Genomic DNA, 21,901 nt, shown 5'->3' with positions numbered 1-21,901 from the left:
CTTGTTTAAGAAACTAAATATCTAAAAAGTCTAACTTGTCTAAAAATCTAAGTAGTCTAACAATCTAAAAATCCAAATGAAAATAGTTTCGAATAAAAATAACCTTCAAATTCTTCACGAAGACAACCATCTTATTGTGGTCAACAAACGCGTAGGTGATATTGTGCAAGGTGATAAAACAGGTGATAAACCCTTATCTGATGTGGTGAAAGAATACATCAAAGATAAGTATAACAAACCCGGAGAAGTATTTCTGGGCGTAGTACACCGTTTAGACCGACCAACAACTGGAATAGTTGTTTTTGCGCGAACCAGCAAAGCGTTGACGAGAATGAATGAGTTGTTCAGCAATCGTGAAACTCAAAAAACATATTGGTGCATTGTCAAAAACAAGCCTTCAAAGTCCGAGGATAAATTGGTTCATTTTTTGAAAAGAAACGAAAAAAACAACACTTCAAAAGCGCATTTAAAAGAAGTTCCTGACAGTAAACTAGCCAGTTTAGATTATAAAATCATCAAGGAACTCAATAATTATTTTGCTCTGGAAATTAATCTTCACACAGGTAGACACCATCAAATCAGGGCGCAGCTTTCGGCTATTGGATCACCCATAAAAGGTGATTTGAAATACGGTTTTGACCGAAGCAATCCGGATGGTGGTATTCATTTACATGCCCGTAAATTAGTTTTTGTACATCCTGTTACCAAAGAAAATATAGAAATCATCGCACCAACACCTGATGATGTGATTTGGAATGCAGTTTAATCTGATCCTTGTGTTTCAATTAAAAATAGAACAAAAACAATACTTTACAGATTTATACATTATAAAACAGGAATAATTATTCCTGTTTTTTTTTTTTTTTATTTCGGATATAGAGTGGGTTTAAAATAATATTTATGTAATTTTAAATTAAAATCATCCCATGAAGTATCATACAGAAATTGCTTTCCGAAAAGAGTCCCTTAAAAAATTATTGTACAACATTATAGAAAATGAAGAGGCAATAATCAAGGCTTTGTATGATGATTTTAAGAAACCTGCTTTTGAAGCTGTTTTAACAGAAACTAATTATGTGATTAGTGACTTGAAGGAAACTATAAGAAATATCGATTCTTGGGCAAAGCCGAAAAAAGTTTTTGCGTCTCTTTTAAACTTTCCTTCATCTGATTTTATTTATAGTGAACCATACGGGAATGTATTGATTCTTTCTCCATGGAATTATCCGTTTCAATTGGCTTTGTGCCCGCTCGTTGCTGCAGTTGCCGCCGGGAATAAAGTAACTTTAAAACCATCTGAACTTACACCAAATACTTCGAATATAATTTCCAAAATTATAACTGAAACTTTTGCTGTAAAAGATGTTGAGGTTATCACGGGAGATGCAACAATTGCACAGGAATTATTAAATCAACGCTGGGACTATATTTTTTTTACAGGAAGTGTTGCTGTTGGAAAAATAGTGGCAAAAGCTGCTGCCGAAAACTTAACGCCAGTTACCCTGGAATTAGGCGGAAAAAGCCCTTGCATTGTTGACGAAACCGCTAATTTAGAATTAAGTGCGCGTCGCATTGTATGGGGGAAAATCATAAACGCCGGACAAACCTGTGTTGCACCCGATTATATTTTGGTACACCATAAAATGAAAGATACTTTCGTAAAATTATTAATTCAAGAAATTCAAAAAGCACTTGGAACAAACCCGGAAGAATCATCTGATTATGCCAGAATCATCAATTTGAAAAATTGGGAACGTCAATTACGTTTATTGGAAAATCAAGAAATACTTTTTGGAGGACAATCTAACAAAGAAACATTATACCTTGCTCCTACTTTACTTGACGAGCCAAAAATGGATAGTTTAGTAATGACAGAAGAAATTTTTGGCCCAATACTCCCAATACTTTCTTATGAATCAAAAGCTGATATTGAAAAAATAATTTCGAGCTTCGAAAAACCACTATCGCTGTATTTATTTTCCCAAAATAAATCCTTTATTAATGAAGTGCTGCAAAAATATTCTTTTGGTGGCGGATGCATCAATGATACGGTAATTCATTTGGCTAATAATCGCCTGCCTTTTGGCGGTGTTGGAAATTCCGGAATGGGAGCGTATCATGGAAAATTAAGTTTTGATATTTTTTCCCATAAAAAAGCTATTGTGAAAAAAGGAACTTGGCTCGACTTACCTATGCGTTATGCACCTTATAAAGAAAAATTAAAAACCATTCAAAAAGTATTAAAGTGGCTGTAACCAATGAAAAATCAGTAAGTGAGGCTATAAAATATAGACGATCCGTTCGGCTTTTTAAAAACGAAGCTATTGATGCGCAAAAAGTAAAAGAATGTATTCAATTAGCAACTCTGGCACCCACGAGCAGTAATATGCAACTTTGGGAGTTCTACCATGTTGTTTCGCCAGAAATAATACAAGAAATAGCCAAAGCCAGTTTTGATCAGAATGCGGCAAGAACAGCTCAACAAATAGTAGTTGTTGTTGCGAGAAAAGATTTATGGCGCAAAAGAGTAGAATCGAATATTGATTATTTAAAAACTCAATACGGCAATAAGCCGAAAACGGATTATTCGAAGAGAGAAAAGTTTGCGTTAAATTATTATCAGAAAATTATTCCGACCCTTTATTTTGATTTTTTAGGAATTATTGGAATGATAAAGTTTCTTGCTTTTCAAGTTATTGGAATATTCAAACCCATCTACAGGCAGGCGCGACAAAGCGACATGCGTATTGTCGCTCAGAAAAGCGCGGGACTTGCCGCACAGAATTTTATGATAAGTATGGCAGCCATAAATTATGATACTTGTCCAATGGAAGGTTTTGATTCGCTGAGAATTAAAAAAATATTACATTTACCGGCTCGTTCAGAAATAAACATGATTTTAGGCTGTGGAATAAGAGAAGAACAAGGCATTTACGGGGAACGATTTAGAGTTCCTTTTGAAGAAGTCTATTTTAAAAAATAAAAAACTAACAAACCAAATAATACCAAAACCAAATGATTAAAACTACACAAGACCGTATTGAGGAAATAAAAAAGAATGGATATACCTTAGATTTTGGAAATGTTTTCAACCATGCATTCGAAAATTATAAAAAAATTGCGTTGTACGGCGGCTTAATGATTTTTGTCCTTTTTGTTCTCCTTAGTATTTTGGCATTTGGAGTACTAATTGCAGTTTTTGGAAGTCTAGCAGTGGTAAATTTTTTAAAACCGGAAAATTTACAGACGGAAAATTTAAGTTTAGACTCCATGTTAATTTTCTCAGGAGTCTCTCTTTTAATAACGTGTTTGCTTAGTCCGTTTTCTGCTGGTTTAATAAAAATGGCGTATTGTGCCGAAAGAGACGACGAATTTCATGTGTCAACCATGTTTGAATATTACAAAGCACCTTTTTTCAAAGAATTATTTATTGCAACATTTTTGATCACAATAGTTAACTCCGTTCTATCGGGTATAATAAATTACATACAAATACCAATTATTGAAGTTGTTGTTTCTGTAACAATTGGTTTGTTTACAATTTTAATGATTCCCCTCATCATTTTTGGAAAACTAAAAGCTGTTGAAGCTATCCAAGCTAGTATTTTAGTCGTTTCTAAAGAACCCATTGTTATATTGGGATTACTTGTTATTGGAGTTATAGCGTCTTTGGTAGGACTTATAGGATGTTGTATTGGAATCGTTTTTACTATTCCATTTATGTACTCGTTGTATTATGCTCTTTACAGTGAAATAATAGGATTTGATCCTGAAAATGAGATTGAAAATAGAAACTAAAAATATTTTTTACAGCTAAAAACCAAAATTTAATTTTACTGAATTTTGGTTTTTATTTAAAATAAATCCTTACATTGAAATCTATAGCGAGGTAGAACACCAAATCTAGTCATTCAAATCTAATCAAAACACTTCTATGGTGTCATATTGTAGCCTATTGACTATTTTAAACTCAAAATTAGTTTTATTTTGGGTCTTTACTATTTTGACCTCAAGCAATCTTTTCTTAATTGTAATGCCTGTTTTATGTATATTTTTGCTTTACAAAATTTATAAATTAAAAACTGGATTAAAAAGTAAATTATTAGAGAGAAGCTCTAAGGATACTACACAAAAAAGAGAATATCAAAGCTATCTTATGCTTTTAGGAATTTTACTTATAATCATAGAAATAGCTTACGAAATTTTAAAAATCAGACCAAAAAGCTTATTGTTGGTAAATTGCACAATCGGGGTTTTGTTATTTTCATTATATTTAATTAGCACAAAATCACAACTTGTTTATAGAAATATCAAACAAATTTTCATTGTATTTTATTTAGTTTATTTTATTTCTATTTCTAGAAATATAATAAACTCTCCTACTGATATTATACCTATTGTAGCTTATATATTAGCTTTTTTCTTTTCTTACAGCGTTTTAAAACCTGCTAAACTGCACTATGGATTTGTAGTAGCAGTTTTTACTTATTTTGGTATTATTTTTATGTTCGATTTAGTGCCATTAAAAACATTTTTAGTACTATTAATTAACGCTTCAATAATTCTAATCATAAATTATGTACACTATATTTTATGGCTCAATAATAATGATGAAGTTAGATTCAATAATCAAATCATTAATAAAGGAAATTCATTAATATTAGCTACAAACAGAAAAGGCGAAATTGTTTTTTGCAGCGAAAATATAATTTCTATTCTAGGATATACTGTTGATGAGGTAATGGGATTAGGCTTTTGGAAAGTTACGGAAGATCCAGAGTTTATAGGAGAAGAATTTCATAATAACAATATTATGGAAAGAACATTTACTAGGAAATTAAAATGTAAAAATGGTGAGCACAAACACATACAATGGAATGACAAAAGGTTTTCAGACGATTTAATCATCGGTATTGGTCAGGATGTGACCAATGAAATACATTTACAGAATCAATATAAAAATTTAATTCAAAATGCTATTGATCTTATTTTTGAGGTAGATCACTACGGTAATTTTATATTTGTTAATGAATTTACGATAAAAACTTTAGGCTTCAAAGAAAACGAAATACTAACGAGACATTATTTAGAATTTATACGAGAGGATTACTGTACTAGCATAATGGATTTTTACATGAACTTGTTAGAAAATGAGCAAAACTTCCCTACAATCGAATTTCCATTAGTAAAGAAAAACGGAGAAGTAATCTGGGTTTCTCAAAAGGTGATCATTAATCGAAATGATACTGGAAAAATAGTAGGATACTCTGGAATTGCAAGGGATATTACCAAACTTAAAGACATTGAATTTGAAAATAAAATTCGTCAGAAAAAAGTAGAAAAATACAATAAAACGATTAAAAAACTATCGACTACTAACTTTAGTAATTACAAAAACCTGGACATTAGCATAATGCAAATCATTGAGTCAGCATCAAAAGTTACTAACTGTTGTCGTGTTAGTTACTGGAGTTATAACGAAAATGTAATTACTTGCAAAAGTCTATATCAACTAGAAACGAATACCTATACCAAAGGATATGTTTTAGAGAAAGAAAACTATCCTATTTACTTTGAATCTATAAAAAGTAAAAAACAAATTAGTGCTCCAGATGTTTTAGACAAATGGGAATTATCTGAATTTGTAGAAAATTATTTTCTAAAATACGATATCAAATCACAACTCGACATCCCTATTTTTATCAATGGTGAACTAACTGGAACCATAAGTTTTGAAGCTTCAAAAAACAAAAAAAATTGGGATAATGAAGACATTAATTTTGCAAGATCCATATCGGATATTATCTCGCTAACCATGATTTCGCACAGTCGCTATGAAACAGAAAAAAAATTAGAATACAAAAGTGAACTTTTTTCTGCAATGGCGCTTTGTACGGAGAAATTTTTGAACAGTAATGATATCAACGATATTTTTTCGGATGTCCTAATCATTATGGGACAAGCAACAAAATCTCATCGAGCCTATTATTATGAAAATGACGGAAACAAAGGATTAATAAGTCAAAAATACCGATGGATAATACATAATGTAAAGCTATCCGAAAATAATGTAAAGCTTCAAAATTTACCATACGAATATTTTGAAGAACTAATAACGCCTCTTTTAAACAATAAAATATACAGAGCCGTTATTCCTAAAATTGAAAATATTTCTTTACGAAATAAATTAATCAATGTAGATGTGGCCTCATTAATTCTTTTTCCAATTTTTGTGAGAAACAAATTTCATGGATTTTTAGGGTTTGACGACACCCAAGATGAAAGAATATGGTCAGAGGATGAGGTTAATATTTTGCAAACATTAGCCAGTAACATCGCATCTTCTATTGAGCGTATTGCTAACGAGACCGCAATTTATGAAAGTGAAGAAAAGTTTCGATTATTAGCTAATAATATTCCCGGAACCGTTTATCTATCTAATTATGATGAAAATAACACTAAAATTTATATTAATGATGAAATTGAAAAACTAACTGGATATCCAAAATCAAATTTTCTGAATAATCAATTATCCTTCATTGACTTAATTCATCCAAAGGATAAAACGAGTACAATTGCAGCACAAAAAGATGCCATTGAAAACAAGAGAGCCATTCACTTAATCTACCGAATTATACATAAAGACAACCATATTGTTTGGGTAGAAGAGTTTGGAGATGCAATTTACAAAGACGAAAAAATTGCATTTATTGAAGGTATTTTTATTGATATTACACAGAGAAAAAAAACAGAAACCGTTATACAACAAAAGAAATTAGCTGAAGCTGCCAACAGAGCAAAATCAGAATTTTTAGCTAATATGAGCCATGAAATTAGAACGCCTTTGAACGGGATTATCGGTTTTACGGACTTATTAATGAAAACTAATCTTGGAGTAACCCAAGAAAAATATATTACCACTGTAAATCAATCGGCACTTTCATTATTAGATATCATAAATGACATTCTGGATTTCTCAAAAATTGAAGCCGGAAAACTGGATTTATTTATAGATAAATATGATATTGGAGAAATGTTAGGTCAAATTATTGATTTAATTTTATATGAATCCAATCAAAAAAAATTAAATTTAAAACTCAATATAGCTTCAGATATTCCTAAATACTTTTGGGTAGACAGCGTACGTTTAAAACAAATTTTGATTAATCTACTTGCAAATGCTGTAAAATTCACTGAAAAAGGTTCGATACATTTAGATGTAACCGTTATTAAAAAAATAGACGATTCTAATGCTAAAATTCGTTTTGCTGTGATTGACACTGGAATCGGAATTTTAGAACAAAACAAAAAGAAAATATTTCAGGCATTTTCCCAGGAAGACAGCTCAACGACAAGAAAATTTGGGGGAACAGGACTGGGATTAACAATTTCGAATCAATTATTAGGTTTAATGAACAGCCGCTTACAACTAGAAAGTGAAATTAATTCTGGCAGTACTTTTTATTTTGATTTAGATTTAAAAAGCAGCAACGAACCAGTAGAAAAGGTTAGCTTATTTGAAACTGATTTTGATGGTATTAAAGATATAGTCGTCAAAAGAAACATAAGTAATAAAAAAATCAAAATAATGATTGTTGAAGATAACAAAGTGAATATGTTATTACTCAAAACAATTATTAAAAACTTAGATATAAATCCGGTGATTTTCGAAGTTACTAATGGCAAAGATGCTGTAGATCAATTTGAGGAAATAAATCCTGATATTATTTTTATGGATATCCAAATGCCAATCATGAATGGGTACGAAGCAACTAATGACATTCGTAAATTAAAAGCTGGTAAAAAAATTCCTATTATTGCAATAACTGCCGGTACTGAGAAAGATGAAAAAGACAAGTGTATCAATGCTGGAATGAATGATTATATTTCAAAACCAATAATAAAAGGAATTATTGAAGAGACACTTTCTAAATGGACAAATTAATTCTAATAAAATTTGCTCTTATTTAAAAAAAAATTAAATTCGAGTTAATTTTATAAAGAGTAAAGTAAATAACTAAAAAAACATACAATTATGAAATGGAGTGGTAGAAGACAAAGTGATAATGTAGAAGACAGAAGAGGTATGTCCTCCGGAGGAAGAACAATTGTAGGAGGAGGTATCGTCGGAGTTATAATTTTACTGCTAAATACTTTTGGAGGTGAAAATGCACAGATGCTAACTCCAATCTTAGAGCAATTCAATCAAGGACAAAGTACCCCTATAGAACAAAGAGATTTAACTGCCAAAGAGATCGAAGAGCAACAGTTTATAGAAACCATTCTTGCCGATAATGAAGATGTTTGGGCAAAAATATTTCAAGAAAACAACATGCAGTTTAAAAATCCAAAACTGGTATTATTTACTGGAGCTGTGGAAACAGAGTGTGGTAATGCTACTTCGGCTTCAGGACCGTTCTATTGTCCAGCTAACCAAAAAGTATATATGGACTTAGCTTTTTTTGAAGAGCTAAAAACTAGATTTGGTGCTCAAGGAGGCGATTTTGCAACTGCTTATGTAATTGCCCACGAGATTGGTCATCATGTGCAAACCTTGTTAGGAACTTCCAGCAAAATGAGACAAATGCAAGAAGGAAAAAGCCAGGCTGAAGCCAATAAATTATCCGTAGCTCTAGAACTGCAAGCCGATTTTTATGCAGGTGTATGGACACATTACAATCAACAAATGAATAATTTCTTAGAGGAAGGTGATATTGATGAAGCGTTAAGCGCAGCACATGCCGTTGGTGATGATGCCATACAATCCAAAATGCAAGGTCATATAGTTCCGGAATCCTTTACACATGGAACCTCCGCACAACGTAAAGCTTGGTTTATGAAAGGGTACAAAACGGGAGACTTCACGCAAGGAAATACTTTTGCAGAAATAGACTAAAAATTTATTTAAAAAAACAATCAGATATAAAATAGGGCAAATAGCCCTATTTTTTTGTTACCAACAGATTAAAATGTAGTACTATGATTTTATTTAAACAAAATCAAGCAATCAAAAGCACATCGAAAAATTAGCAGTACCTTTGCCCCCAATTAAAAAAGTAACCTAAATACTAGTGTTTACTTTATAAACACCATTTATGTCATTTAACTCATTAGGTTTATCTGATGCTTTACTCAAAGCCATCAGCAAAAAAGGATATACAACTCCTTCTCCAATACAACAAAAAGCAATTCCACCCATTTTAGAAGGTAAAGATGTTTTAGCATCCGCACAAACAGGAACAGGAAAAACAGCCGGTTTTACATTACCTATTTTACAACTATTATCACAAGGTCAACAATTGCGACAAAGACCTATTCGTGCCTTAATATTGACTCCTACCAGAGAATTAGCCGCACAAATATTGGCCAATATCAAAGAATACAGTGAATTTTTAGACCTAAAAAGCACCGTGATTTTTGGAGGTGTAAACCAGAATCCACAAGTAACACAACTGCGTCAGGGTGTCGATATTTTAGTTGCCACTCCAGGTCGATTAATCGATTTGCAAAACCAAGGTTTAATATCACTTGCCAAAGTAGAAATCTTAGTTTTAGATGAAGCAGACCGTATGCTAGACATGGGGTTTTTACGAGACATTGAACGAATCTTAAAAGTATTACCTACTAAAAGACAAAACTTACTATTTTCGGCAACCTTTTCAAAAGACATCAAGAAATTGGCCATGGGCATTTTGCACCAACCTGTTCATGTGGAAGCAACTCCTGAAAATACGACCGTAGATGCTATTATCCAAAAAGTATATCCTGTTGCCAAAGAGAAAAAAACAGAACTAATCATTAAATTGATTACCGAAGGAAACTGGAAACAAATTTTGGTTTTCACCCGTACCAAACAAGGTGCTAACAAATTGACGGAAAGCATGATTAGTGCCGGAATCAAAGCAGCTGCCATTCATGGGAATAAAGGTCAGGGCGCCCGTACCAAAGCCTTAGCGGGCTTCAAAGACGGAAGCCTAACCGCTTTAGTTGCAACTGATATTGCCGCACGAGGTCTGGACATCCCGTTATTACCGCATGTTGTCAATTTTGAATTGCCTAATATCCCCGAAGATTACGTTCACCGCATTGGTAGAACAGGAAGAGCCGGAGCAAGCGGAGAAGCTATTTCGTTATTCAGTCCGGATGAAACGGTATTTTTGCGTGATATCGAAAAATTAGTAGGTTTGAATTTGCCTAAAGAAAACATCAGAGGTTTCGAGCCAGATCCTAATGCTTCCAAAGAACCAATCAAACAAGGACAAGGAAGACAGCAACGCGATTCAACTCCGCGAAAACCAAAAACAGACACTACAAACCGCAGCAGCAATAACAGTTTTGGTCCAAGACGTCCAAGTCAAAATAATGACCGACGCTCTAATAGATAATTAATTTTTATTCTTTTTTAGGAGCAGAACGAGTTCGTTTTTTCAGAACGTATTTCCCGCTATACATTACAAACCTAGTAAGAGCTGAACACCAGCTCTTACTAGGTTTTTCATTTCTATCGGGGCTATTTAGAGCGTTTTTACTTTCATAATACCGTTTTGTAAATTCATCCCTTGAATCTATAATAGCCAGATGATTTGTAAGAAAAAATTGTTATATTTGAAATAATTAAAGTACGACGCTTGAAATACATATCTACCCCTTATTGTTGGTTTTGTATGATTCTGTTATAAATATGCAAGTTAGCAGTTATTAGAAAATGGAAACAGAATTCAAATTTTATAAAAATTTCAAAGAAGAGACATTTGATGATGAGAGATGTTTCTTGTGCGGAAAAGAATGTGAAACCAAAACAGCAGAGCACATTTTCCCAAAATGGTTGCAACATAAATATGACTTGTGGAATAAAAAACTGACTGTTACCAATGATACTAAAATCCCTTATCGAAATTTAACAGTCCCATGCTGTGAAAAATGTAATAATGAAGATCTCTCTAGAATGGAAGGAAAATTCCAAGAACTTCTGGAAAGATCTTTCGAAAATTTAAGTATTGAAGACGAGCAAGTTATTTTTCAATGGACAGCAAAAATTCTTTATGCAACGCGATACAAAGAATTATCATTATTAATAGATAGGAAAAACCCTGAATTGGGTAAAATTCTTAACCCTTATGAATTAGAAGGATATTCTGCTCTTCACCTATTTCTCCAATCAATTAGATTTAAAACAACGTTTCATTCACCAAAACCTTGGAGTTTGTTTATTTTCAAGTGCACAGATGAAGAATTTTTCTATCATAATAATATTGCAGGACTTTGTGTATCAATGAAGTTCGGTAAGGTTGCTATCACTATCGTTTTTGAAGACAATAATGTAATTGAATACTTTATGGATGGCTTTAAAAAACTTAAGGAATACCCAATTAATTTCCCTCAATATCTAGAAGTAAACTGTAACCTGTTTTATAGTGCTGTGATCAAAGAAAATGTCCCAAAATATATGACAGCATATAACGATTTGACAAAGGAAATTAATGTGAATACAATTGGAACTTTAAGATCTAGGAAGTGGGATGATCAAGAATATGCTTTTTTCTTCGACTATCTTTTGAAAAGCTGTGGGATTGATATTGGACATAGCACTTTGCAAACAGATGGTTCAATCACTACATTTTTAGTTGATGAAAATGGGGAACATCTAACCAGAAAATTATTTAAAAAATAAAAAACAACCCGATAGCGCGGATTTGCAAACCGTGCCCGCTGCGCAAAGTCTGCGACTTTAAGTATGTTTTTTTCAATCTCCGACTGACCTTAAAATTCAAACATTTAAAAAATAAAATCGGTTAAAAACCGAAAGTCACTTCCTCAAAGTCGGATACTTTGTATAACATTGTAATAAATATTTGAAATCAAAAATCTGAAATCTCCTCCTCTTTATAGTCAAAACTGTTGTTTCCAATTACAACAATAATGTAAAGCACTACTTTACAAATTAGTATTACATTCATACTTTGTCAAATCTAAATTAAGAATAGTGCCTACTCTGCTAAACTCTTCATTAATCTTTGCATTCAAAACAAGTGGTACATTTGTTATGGGATGATTAAAAATTAACTGATGTGCATGAAGCATCATTCCTTTCAGCTCAAAATTCTCTAACCATAATTTATTTTGTTTGTTACAACCATGTGGACGACTTCCTAAAATGGGATGAAAAATATGTTTGAAATGTTTTCGTAATTGATGCATACGCCCCGTTTCAGGAATCGCTTCTACCAAACAATATCGTGACGTAGGTTTATTGTTAAATTCTAACTCAATTTCGGTAGTTTGCAATCGATGAAAGTAGGTTATTGCATTTTGTATAATACCATCATCATTGGTTAAATCATAATCAATCGTTAGTTCTTCGGGTGACCAACCACGTAAAATGGCTAAATATTTTTTTTCGACTTCGCGTGTGGCAAAACGATTATTCATAATTTTTAAAACTTCCTTGTCCAACGCAAATAACAAGACACCAGATGTTTTGCGATCTAACCGATGAATAGGATAAACGTGTTGCCCTCCTATTTGATTTCTCAATTCTTGAATCGCATAAACTTTTGCATCGCGTGCGTAAAACGATTTGTGGACCAACAATCCACTTGGTTTATTAATTGCAATAATATATTCGTCTTGGTACAGAATTTCTAACATTTGGCAAAAATAAAAGAGATTCCTCTCGAAATCTCTTTTTTGACGTAATTATTTCTATACTTTTCTTTTTTCCCCGCTAGCGCGAGCGTATTCTCAATTTTACACCCCGCTGGCGCGAGCGTCCCGCTCGTGAACACTAACAAAAGTAAATCATTATAAATTGTAATAGGCACGAGCGGGACGCTCGCACTAGCAATCACATTATCGATTTTGTAGAAGTTAAAAATCGTTAATCAAAAATCTGCAATCTGCTCCTCTTTATACTGAAAACTTTTATTCCCAAATACGACAATAATTTAAAGCATTACTTTACAAATTGAATTCTATTACCATACGTTAGGAGCGCGAAGATTTTAGCTTCGCTCAGTTCAGCTTTCAGCCTCGGGTCTTAAGAACTAACTTCAAGCTTATATCCTTTGTTGCGTATTACAACAATGTTACTATTAGGATCAAGTTCTAGTTTTTTTCTAAGTTTTGAAATGAACATATCCAGACTACGTCCAACAATAACACCTTCATCTTCCCATAGCTCTTTTTGCAATCGGCTTCTCTCTATAGTCTCGTTAGGAGATAATGCGAAAATGAGCAGCAAACGCGTTTCTGTTCCGGTCAGATCTATGGTTTCTTTATTTATAAGCAGTTGCTGTTTCTGCGCATCAAATACCAACGAACCAAAAGTGAATATCTGGTTATGGTCATCTTTTGGTAAATCGCTCTTTGGCTTAACCGACCTCAAAAAAACAAAGCCAACAAATGCTAAAAGTGACAAGCCACCCAAAAAATATTTATTCGTTGCTGTAGTTATACTATTCGGTTTAAATTTAATGTTAATCATGTAACAGGCGACGGGTTGCCTTCTTCCTATACACGCTACAATATCATCTTTTTTATTTTTTGATATAGCATATCCATAAGCTACACTGGAGTTGCCACAGTTAAGTACGTTAACAACATAATCATTTGCAAATGGATCTTTGGCTAACAAACGCTGAGTTGTATTCACTAGGGAGTCGGTTTGAAAAGTAAGCTCATTCTCAAAACTGATTTGATATTCATTTTCAGCTATCTTTTTTAAGGGAAGAACTCTTGATGTACTGTCGCCGGACTGTAAGAGTATTTCGTGTCCGATTCTGCGGAGTAAAACTTCCCTTCTGGCAATATCAAAATCGTCACTATCATCCTTACTGAAAGCCATAAAGATTGCAGCCATAAATAGGAGTAGCAATAACCCAAACAGATATTTACGTCTTCCAGAAAGGAGATTTCGACTAAGATGCATTGTGTAAAGTATTTATTTACAAAGTTTACATTTTTATTTACAATCCCAATCTATCAAATCGTAAAATATCAATGTAAATTCGTGAAATCAATTTAAAAGATATGATAAAATGAAAAAAATCATCTACGTGCTGATCTTACCGCTGGTTGTGGTAATCGGACTAGTATTTAGCTTCGCTCCGTTCGCCTTCGGCTCGGGTGCTAATCGTGAAATTAAAAATGAAACTAAGACATCTCTAAAGCAGTTGTCCGTTGCTAACAGTAAAGCCAACTTAGATGAACGCAAAAAATGGGAAGCTTCACCTGACGGAATAAAGTACAAAGAATGGGAGGTTTCTCCTGAAGGTAAAAAAGTGCATGCCAGTTACTATAAAATAAAGAAGAACATAAAGGCTTTCACCAATATGGACGCAGTGGTAACGTCACTTACTTTTAAGCGTGCAAGTGCGAAATCATCAGGACCAAAATGGATTATAGTCAAGATTAATGGCGAAGAATACATGATGCAATTTATTCCTAAAGATTTTCAGCAGTTAAATAACCTGAAAGTTAACGACAAAATAATTGTAAGAAGCCGCAGCACAGGGTATTCCTCTAATCATCCATATTTGATTATATCGGGCGACTATATTGCGCGAAATAATAAGATACTTTTTAAACGTGACTTTAGCAAAAATAATGGTTGCTGAGAATTAGGGCTACCTGCTCCGAAAAGTCCTCGACTTTGTGGAACATTGTGATTACCATTTGCAATCAAAAATCGTTAATCAAAAATCTTAAATCTGTTCCTATTTATACTGAAAACTGTTGTTTCCAAATACAACAATAATGTAAAGCATTACATTACAAATTACACCAATACTTTTTATAAATTAATACTATTTGTCAGTTCGAGCGCAGTCGAGAACCCGCTATACATCTCGACTGCGCTCGATGTGACAAAAATATATTGGGCTAAAATATAGTAATAAATGGTATCAGTATTCTATTCATACGTCTTCAAATCTAGATTAAGAATAGTACCTACTCTGCTAAACTCTTCATTAATCTTTGCATTCAAGATAAGTGGTTCATTTGTTATGGGATGATTAAAAATTAACTGATGTGCATGAAGCATCATTCCTTTCAATTCAAAATGCTCCAACCATAATTTATTTTGTTTGTTACAACCATGTGGACGACTTCCTAAAATAGGATGAAAAATATGTTTGAAATGTTTTCGTAATTGATGCATACGCCCCGTTTCAGGAATCGCTTCTACCAGACAATACCGTGACGTAGGTTTATTGTTAAATTCTAACTCAATTTCGGTAGTTTGCAATCGATGAAAGTAGGTTATTGCATTTTGTATAATACCATCATCATTGGTTAAATCATAATCAATCGTTAGTTCTTGGGGTGACCAACCACGTAAAATGGCTAAATATTTTTTTTCGACTTCGCGTGTGGCAAATCGATCATTCATAATTTTTAAAACATCCTTGTCCAACGCAAATAACAAAACACCAGATGTTTTGCGATCTAACCGATGAATAGAATAAACGTGTTGCCCTCCTATTTGATTTCTCAATTCTTGAATCGCATAAACTTTTGCATCGCGTGCGTAAAACGATTTGTGGACCAACAATCCACTTGGTTTATTAATTGCAATAATATATTCGTCTTGGTACAGAATTTCTAACATTTGGCAAAAATAAAAGAGATTCCTCTCGAAATCTCTTTTTTGACGTAATTATTTCTATACTTTTCTTTTTTCCCCGCTTATCGATTTTGTAGAGGTTAAATATCTGCAATCAAAAATCGTTAATCAAAAATCTGAAATCTAATTTACCCCAACCAACCATCTCGATCCAAACTTCTATATTGAATCGCTTCAGCAATATGACTCGAAACCACTATTGGAGCAGCATCAAGATCAGCAATCGTGCGTGCTACTTTTAAAATCCGGTCATATGCCCGCGCCGAGAGATTTAATCGTTCCATCGCCGTTTTTAATAATTGCTTGGAAACATCGTCCAAGGCGCAATATTCCCGAATGTGTTTGGTATTCATTTGAGCATTGTAATGGATATTTTCCATTTGTTCAAAACGTTCGGTTTGAATTTCTCGTGCCGCAGTCACTCTTTTCCGAATATCAACACTGCTTTCTGCTTTTTGATCTTCGGATAATTTGTCGAAAGGAACCGGAGTAACTTCGATATGAATATCAATTCTATCTAATAAAGGTCCCGAAATCTTACTCAAATACCGTTGCATTTCGTGTGGCGAAGAAGTTTGCGGCGAATCCGGATCGTTGAAGAAACCACTTGGACTCGGATTCATACTCGCCACCAGCATAAACGAGGACGGATAAGTAACCGTAAACTTGGCTCTCGAAATGGTCACTTCTCGATCTTCCAGCGGTTGACGCATCACTTCGAGAACATCCCGTTTGAATTCTGGCAATTCATCCAGAAACAAAACGCCGTTGTGCGCCATAGAAATTTCGCCTGGTTGCGGATAACTTCCCCCGCCAACTAATGCGAAATTTGAAATAGTATGGTGCGGACTACGAAACGGGCGTTGATTCATCAATCCTACTTCCTTTAGTTTTCCTGCAACACTATGAATTTTAGTGGTTTCTAATGCTTCACGCAACGTCATGGGCGGCAAAATACTGGGTAAACGCTTGGCTAACATTGTTTTTCCGGCTCCCGGCGGGCCAATCAAGATAATATTATGTCCTCCAGCAGCCGCTATTTCCATACAACGCTTGATGCTTTCCTGTCCTTTGACATCCGAGAAATCGAATTCTGGAAAATCTAAGGTTTTATAAAATTCGGCTCGCGTGTCAATTGTTGTTGGTTCCAGCGTACCTTTTCCTTCGAGGAAATCAATCACTTCCTGAACATTTTCTACTCCATACACGTCTAATCCGGCCACAATAGCGGCTTCTTTTACATTTTGCTTTGGAAGAAAAAAACCTTTAAAACCTTCTTCTTTGGCTTTTATCGCAATTGGCAAAGCACCCCTTATTGGTTGAAGACTGCCATCAAGGGAAAGTTCTCCCATAATGATGTATTTATCAACGTCCTCTGCATTGATTTGCCCAGATGCCACCAAAATTCCGATAGTTAAAGTCAAGTCATAGGCAGAGCCTTCTTTGCGCAAATCAGCAGGTGCCATATTGATGGTAATTTTTTTTCCAGGCATGGCGTACCCATTATTTTTAAGCGCTGCCGCAATTCGGTAACTGCTTTCCTTTATAGCATTGTCTGGCAAGCCAACTAAATGATAACCAATCCCTTTATCAATATTTACCTCTACGGTAATTGTAGTGGCTTCCACTCCAAAAACAGCACTTCCAAAAACTTTAATTAGCATGTTTACTTATTTGATTCTAAAATTAGCTAAACATTTTTAATTATTGTAATTATTCCTACAAAATTTAAAAAACAATACAGAATAGTAAAAATTTATGTCAAAATAATTAGAATAATATGATAGAGTCGATCATTTTGTTTTTTTTCTTCAAAAAATAAATGTTAAAATCAAAAAAAATAATGCTTAACGTATTCCTTTTTTTAATTTTAGAGAATAATTAGAACCCACCCTATGAAAAAAATCTTACTTCTACTGTATTTCAGTCTTTTATTACCAAAAACCTATGCGCAAGAATACTTTCCCAATAATGAAAGTGTTCAAAACAAAAACACCAATTTTACCGCTTTTACAAATGCAAAAATTTATGTCACACCAACACAAATCATTGAAAAAGGGACACTATTAATCCAAAACGGAAAAGTTATTGGCGCAGGAAATAACATTGCTATTCCTAAAAACTGCATGACAATTGACTTAGAAGGAAAATCAATTTATCCTTCATTTATTGATATGTACACTAATTTTGGAATCGAAAAACCAAAAGGAATTAGCAGTACTGAAAGAAATCCTTTATATGACACCAAAAAAACAGGGCATTACTGGAATGAAAGTATTCGCTCAGAAGTAAATGGATATGATAGCTTTAAATACGACCAAACTAAAGCTGAAGAATTATTAAAAGCAGGATTTGGTATCGTAGGAACTCACGTTCAAGACGGAATTGCTCGCGGAACAGGTACGTTGATTGCTTTGAATAATTTTGATAAAAGCAACCAATTATTATCCGATAAAGTAACCAATCATTTTGCATTTACTAAAAGTGTCACAACAAATCAAGCCTATCCAAGTTCATTGATGGGAATGATGGCATTACTGCGTCAAATGTATTTAGATTTAGATTGGTACAAAAAAGGAAATGCAACAACCAAAGATTTATCCTTAGAAGCCTTGTCAAATAATGAAAAACTAGTTCAAATATTTGCTTCAGAAGACAAATTAAACAGCTTAAGAGCTTCAAAAATAGCCAAGGAATTTGGGTTAAATTATATATTGAAAGGAAACGGAAGTGAATTTGAACGCATTGAGGAGATCAAAAAAACAAATTCGAAATTTATTATTCCAATCAATTTCCCTGAAGCGTATGATGTTTCTGACTCAAACCAAGCCAATCAAATGGAATTGAAAGACTTGCGTTTTTGGAATCAAGCACCAACCAATCTTAAAGTTTTATCAGATAATGGAATTGTTTTCGCTTTGACGACTGATAAGTTAAAAAAAATGGAAGATTTTAGACCTAATCTATTAAGAGCCATCAAATACGGATTTGATAAAACGAAAGCATTAGAAGCATTGACTATTATCCCCGCTTCAATTTTAGGAAAAAGCAATGAAATAGGAAGTTTAAAAACTGGAAGTCTAGCTAATTTTATTATTGCATCCGGTGAGATTTTTAATGAAAAAACAATACTATACGAAAACTGGGTTCAAGGAAACAAATTTGTAATTAACGACCTTACAATTAAAGATATTCGTGGTAATTATGATTTAACCATCAACGCTGAAAAATTCAAATGGAAAATTGATGGCGAAGTTGCTGCACCAAAATCTGAGGTGATAACGGTTGATAACAAAAAAATAAAATCGAAACTTACTTTTACCAATAACTGGATTTCAACGGTAATCAAACCTATCGATTCTACTAAAACTAGTTTCACAAGATTAACTGGATACGTTGAAGACAATCAGACTCTTTCAGGAAAAGCAGTTTTATTCAATGGAAAAGAAGTAAGATGGTCAGCAGTAAAAACATCATCTTTTGTAAAAGCTATCGATTCCTCAAAAATCGAAAAGAACAATGCAATTATGCCTACAACATTTCCTAATGTTGCTTATGGTAATTTAAAAAAACCAACTATACAAACCCTATTATTCAAGAATGCTACCGTTTGGACCAATGAAAAAGACGGTATTTTAGTAGAAACTGACGTATTGGTCAAAAACGGAAAAATTGCATCAATTGGAAAAAATATTGCTGATGCTTCAGCAACAATTATTGATGCCAAAGGCAAACATTTAACCAGCGGAATTATTGATGAACATTCTCATATTGCTATTTCTAATGGTGTAAACGAAGGCGGTCATAATTCCAGCGCCGAAGTAACCATTCAAGATGTAGTAAATTCAGAGGATATTAATATCTACAGAGATTTAGCCGGTGGTGTTACCATTTCTCAATTATTACACGGTTCAGCAAATCCAATTGGTGGACGTTCAGCAATTGTAAAATGGAAATGGGGTGCTTCAGCAGATGAAATGATTTACAGAGACCAACCTGGTTTTATCAAGTTTGCTTTGGGAGAAAATGTAAAACAAGCTAACTGGGGAATTACTAATCCTACTCGTTTTCCTCAAACAAGGATGGGTGTGGAACAAGTTTTCACGGATTATTTCCAACGTGCCAAAGAATATGATATGGCTTGGAAAGCCTACAATGCTAGTGGTAAAAAAGCAAAAGGAAATGCGCCAAGAGTAGATTTAGAACTACAAACATTAGCCGAAATATTAAATAAAAAGCGTTTCATTACTTGTCACTCTTATGTACAATCTGAAATTTTGATGTTGATGAATGTAGCGGAGAAATTTAATTTTAAAGTGAATACGTATACCCACATTCTTGAAGGTTATAAAGTTGCCGATAAAATGAAAGAGCACGGCGTGGGAGCCTCAACGTTCTCAGATTGGTGGGCTTATAAATTTGAAGTAAATGATGCAATCCCTTTCAATGGACCTATTATGCACAACGCAGGACTTGTGGTAGCCTACAACTCTGATGATGCCGAAATGTCTAGAAGATTGAATCAAGAAGCAGCAAAAGCAGTAAAATATGGTAATATTTCAGAAGAAGATGCATGGAAATTTGTAACCCTGAATCCTGCTAAATTATTACATATCGATGATAAAGTAGGAAGTATAAAAGTGGGTAAAGATGCAGATATTGTATTGTGGAATACGAATCCGTTATCTATTTATGCAAAAGCTGAAAAAACATTAATCGAAGGTGTAGTCTATTATGATGCTCAAAAAGATGCAGAACAAAGAGTAGCTATTGCTAAAGAACGAAATGAGTTGATTGGTCAATTATTGCAAGAGAAAAATAATGGGATGATCACTCAAGAACCTAAAAAAACAGAGAAAAAAGAATACCACTGTGATACTATGGAAGAATAGCGGAATAATTTGAATTTCAAAAAATCGAGCTTTTACAAAAAGCAAAGCAATTTTTAAAATATATAAATATGATTAGTAAAAAAATATATCTTTTAGTGTTAGTCTGTAGCATCTCAATACTTACAAAAGCACAACAAACACCTGCCGTTAAGCAATCAAAATCTATTTTGATTCTTAATGCTACGGCACATTTAGGAAATGGAGAAATAATCGAGAACAGTGCTATAGGATTCGTTGACGGAAAATTTAATTTAGTAGCCGATGCAAGAGTGATTCGTCTTGCAGAAGGTGCCTATAACATCACTATTGACGCCGCAGGAAAACATGTTTATCCGGGCTTTATTGCACCAAATTCAACACTGGGTTTAGTTGAAATTGACGCCGTAAAATCATCCGATGATGAAGATGAGATTGGGACTATGAATCCTAATGTAAGGAGTATTATTGCCTATACAGCTGACTCTAAAGTAATAGAAACTGTACGACCTAACGGTATTTTGATGGCTCAAATCACGCCACGTGGGGGAACTATATCTGGTTCTTCATCAATTGTTCAATTGGATGCTTGGAACTGGAAAGATGCACTAATAAGAGAAAATGATGGAATTCATGTTAACTTCCCTACTAGTTATAGAAGACTAGGCTCCCGTTTTGAACCAGGAGGTATTGAAACCAATAAGGATTATGCAAAACAAGTTTTAGAACTGTCTGCGTTTTTAGCTAATGCCAAAGCCTATTTAGGGGATGGTTCAAAAGATCGAAATTTGGTTTTAGAATCTACAAAAGGATTATTTGATGGAAACCAAACATTATTTATTCATGCAGATGAAGAAAAACAAATTATCGATGCGGTACAATTTGCAAAAGAAAGTGGAGTAAAAAAGATGGTGATTGTTGGTGGATACGAAGCCTACAAAACAGCTGAATTATTGCAAAAAAACAATATTGGAGTATTGCTTAAACGAGTTCATGAAATGCCAGAAAATGATGATCATGATATCGATTTACCATACAAATTAGCTAAATTATTAACGGATAAAGGCGTTGTGGTAGGCTTAGAAAATAGCGGTGCCCATGAAAGAATGAATACTAGAAATTTACCGTTTTTAGCTGGAACATGTGCTGCTTATGGTCTAGACAAAGAGCAAGCTTTACAATTAATAACATCAAATACTGCCAAAATATTAGGAATTGATGCGCAATGTGGTACCTTAGAGCTAGGAAAAGATGCTACATTATTCATTTCCGAAGGTGATGCTTTAGATATGAGAACCAATAAATTAACTAATGCCTTTATACAAGGAAGAATAATTAGTCTGGAAACACATCAAACTAAGCTGAACGAAAGATATAAAACGAAATACAATCAAAAATAAATTAAAAT

At 33.5% G+C, this 21,901-nt stretch carries 15 protein-coding genes; 11 read left to right on the top strand and 4 right to left on the bottom strand.

What is annotated here, in order from left to right; genetic code table 11:
- The first annotated feature begins 76 nt into the window (after positions 1-76).
- The 8 genes from ACNQF6_RS13355 to ACNQF6_RS13320 all read left to right on the top strand — a co-directional run bounded on the left by ACNQF6_RS13355 (position 77) and on the right by ACNQF6_RS13320 (position 11,671).
- A complete protein-coding gene (locus tag ACNQF6_RS13355; RefSeq protein WP_417966407.1) occupies positions 77-766 on the top strand; it encodes an RluA family pseudouridine synthase in 690 nt (229 codons plus the stop codon).
- A gap of 160 nt (positions 767-926) precedes the next feature.
- Positions 927-2,255 (top strand): aldehyde dehydrogenase, encoded by a 1,329-nt coding sequence (locus ACNQF6_RS13350; protein ID WP_417966406.1) that lies wholly within the window; start codon positions 927-929, stop codon positions 2,253-2,255.
- Positions 2,246-2,983: a nitroreductase family protein gene (locus tag ACNQF6_RS13345; RefSeq protein ID WP_417966405.1), complete on the top strand. Its 738-nt coding sequence runs from the start codon at positions 2,246-2,248 to the stop codon at positions 2,981-2,983. Before ACNQF6_RS13350 ends, ACNQF6_RS13345 begins: the two co-directional genes overlap by 10 nt.
- A 32-nt stretch (positions 2,984-3,015) precedes the next feature.
- Positions 3,016-3,798 carry a hypothetical protein gene (locus tag ACNQF6_RS13340; RefSeq protein ID WP_417966404.1) on the top strand — a complete coding sequence of 261 codons (783 nt, stop codon included), beginning with the start codon at positions 3,016-3,018 and terminating at the stop codon, positions 3,796-3,798.
- Between the two features lie 358 nt (positions 3,799-4,156).
- On the top strand, positions 4,157-7,945 hold the full coding sequence (locus ACNQF6_RS13335) for a PAS domain S-box protein (RefSeq protein WP_417966403.1): 3,789 nt from the start codon (positions 4,157-4,159) through the stop codon (positions 7,943-7,945).
- A gap of 90 nt (positions 7,946-8,035) precedes the next feature.
- The gene (gene ypfJ / locus ACNQF6_RS13330; RefSeq protein WP_417966402.1) at positions 8,036-8,896 is read left to right on the top strand and encodes a KPN_02809 family neutral zinc metallopeptidase; all 861 of its coding nucleotides are present in this window, start codon (positions 8,036-8,038) and stop codon (positions 8,894-8,896) included.
- 199 nt (positions 8,897-9,095) lie between these two features.
- Positions 9,096-10,385, top strand: coding sequence for a DEAD/DEAH box helicase (locus ACNQF6_RS13325; protein ID WP_417966401.1), 1,290 nt, complete (start codon positions 9,096-9,098; stop codon positions 10,383-10,385).
- Between the two features lie 320 nt (positions 10,386-10,705).
- Positions 10,706-11,671, top strand: a complete 966-nt coding sequence (locus ACNQF6_RS13320) for a hypothetical protein (RefSeq protein ID WP_417966400.1) — start codon at positions 10,706-10,708, stop codon at positions 11,669-11,671.
- Between the two features lie 263 nt (positions 11,672-11,934).
- Here ACNQF6_RS13320 and ACNQF6_RS13315 read toward each other — a convergent pair whose 3' ends face one another.
- Together ACNQF6_RS13315 and ACNQF6_RS13310 are read right to left on the bottom strand one after the other, a co-directional pair.
- The gene (locus tag ACNQF6_RS13315; RefSeq protein WP_417966399.1) at positions 11,935-12,648 is read right to left on the bottom strand and encodes a pseudouridine synthase; all 714 of its coding nucleotides are present in this window, start codon (positions 12,646-12,648) and stop codon (positions 11,935-11,937) included.
- A gap of 388 nt (positions 12,649-13,036) precedes the next feature.
- The gene (locus ACNQF6_RS13310) at positions 13,037-13,858 is read right to left on the bottom strand and encodes a winged helix-turn-helix domain-containing protein (protein WP_417966397.1); all 822 of its coding nucleotides are present in this window, start codon (positions 13,856-13,858) and stop codon (positions 13,037-13,039) included.
- Positions 13,859-14,036: 178 nt separating this feature from the next.
- On the opposite strand from ACNQF6_RS13310, the gene ACNQF6_RS13305 reads away from it, so the two are divergent.
- Positions 14,037-14,615, top strand: a complete 579-nt coding sequence (locus ACNQF6_RS13305; RefSeq protein WP_417966396.1) for a hypothetical protein — start codon at positions 14,037-14,039, stop codon at positions 14,613-14,615.
- Positions 14,616-14,911: 296 nt separating this feature from the next.
- Here the strand turns inward: ACNQF6_RS13305 and ACNQF6_RS13300 are convergent, their stop codons facing one another.
- Complete coding sequence (locus ACNQF6_RS13300) at positions 14,912-15,610, bottom strand: pseudouridine synthase (protein WP_417966395.1); 699 nt, start codon at positions 15,608-15,610, stop codon at positions 14,912-14,914.
- Positions 15,611-15,753: 143 nt separating this feature from the next.
- Complete coding sequence (locus ACNQF6_RS13295) at positions 15,754-17,289, bottom strand: YifB family Mg chelatase-like AAA ATPase (RefSeq protein WP_417966394.1); 1,536 nt, start codon at positions 17,287-17,289, stop codon at positions 15,754-15,756.
- A 231-nt stretch (positions 17,290-17,520) separates the two neighbouring features.
- On the opposite strand from ACNQF6_RS13295, the gene ACNQF6_RS13290 reads away from it, so the two are divergent.
- Together ACNQF6_RS13290 and ACNQF6_RS13285 are read left to right on the top strand one after the other, a co-directional pair.
- Positions 17,521-20,517 carry an amidohydrolase family protein gene (locus tag ACNQF6_RS13290; RefSeq protein ID WP_417966393.1) on the top strand — a complete coding sequence of 999 codons (2,997 nt, stop codon included), beginning with the start codon at positions 17,521-17,523 and terminating at the stop codon, positions 20,515-20,517.
- 68 nt (positions 20,518-20,585) lie between these two features.
- Complete coding sequence (locus tag ACNQF6_RS13285; protein ID WP_417966392.1) at positions 20,586-21,893, top strand: amidohydrolase family protein; 1,308 nt, start codon at positions 20,586-20,588, stop codon at positions 21,891-21,893.
- Positions 21,894-21,901 lie beyond the last annotated feature (8 nt).

Source organism: Flavobacterium pasteuri (assembly GCF_048286615.1).
Taxonomy (GTDB): Bacteria; Bacteroidota; Bacteroidia; order Flavobacteriales; family Flavobacteriaceae; genus Flavobacterium.
Note: the sequence above shows the minus strand (reverse complement) of the source record. Positions and strands in the feature narration are given on the sequence as shown.

Excerpts from the sequence above, each read along its gene's own strand:
- ACNQF6_RS13355 (WP_417966407.1), top strand. The coding sequence starts at position 77 with ATGAAAATAGTTTCGAATAAAAATAACCTTCAAATTCTTCACGAAGAC.
- ACNQF6_RS13350 (WP_417966406.1), top strand. The coding sequence starts at position 927 with ATGAAGTATCATACAGAAATTGCTTTCCGAAAAGAGTCCCTTAAAAAA.
- ACNQF6_RS13340 (WP_417966404.1), top strand. The coding sequence starts at position 3,016 with ATGATTAAAACTACACAAGACCGTATTGAGGAAATAAAAAAGAATGGA.
- ACNQF6_RS13335 (WP_417966403.1), top strand. The coding sequence starts at position 4,157 with ATGCTTTTAGGAATTTTACTTATAATCATAGAAATAGCTTACGAAATT.
- ypfJ (WP_417966402.1), top strand. The coding sequence starts at position 8,036 with ATGAAATGGAGTGGTAGAAGACAAAGTGATAATGTAGAAGACAGAAGA.
- ACNQF6_RS13325 (WP_417966401.1), top strand. The coding sequence starts at position 9,096 with ATGTCATTTAACTCATTAGGTTTATCTGATGCTTTACTCAAAGCCATC.
- ACNQF6_RS13320 (WP_417966400.1), top strand. The coding sequence starts at position 10,706 with ATGGAAACAGAATTCAAATTTTATAAAAATTTCAAAGAAGAGACATTT.
- ACNQF6_RS13315 (WP_417966399.1), bottom strand. The coding sequence starts at position 12,648 with ATGTTAGAAATTCTGTACCAAGACGAATATATTATTGCAATTAATAAA.
- ACNQF6_RS13310 (WP_417966397.1), bottom strand. The coding sequence starts at position 13,858 with ATGGCTGCAATCTTTATGGCTTTCAGTAAGGATGATAGTGACGATTTT.
- ACNQF6_RS13305 (WP_417966396.1), top strand. The coding sequence starts at position 14,037 with ATGAAAAAAATCATCTACGTGCTGATCTTACCGCTGGTTGTGGTAATC.
- ACNQF6_RS13300 (WP_417966395.1), bottom strand. The coding sequence starts at position 15,610 with ATGTTAGAAATTCTGTACCAAGACGAATATATTATTGCAATTAATAAA.
- ACNQF6_RS13295 (WP_417966394.1), bottom strand. The coding sequence starts at position 17,289 with ATGCTAATTAAAGTTTTTGGAAGTGCTGTTTTTGGAGTGGAAGCCACT.
- ACNQF6_RS13290 (WP_417966393.1), top strand. The coding sequence starts at position 17,521 with ATGAAAAAAATCTTACTTCTACTGTATTTCAGTCTTTTATTACCAAAA.
- ACNQF6_RS13285 (WP_417966392.1), top strand. The coding sequence starts at position 20,586 with ATGATTAGTAAAAAAATATATCTTTTAGTGTTAGTCTGTAGCATCTCA.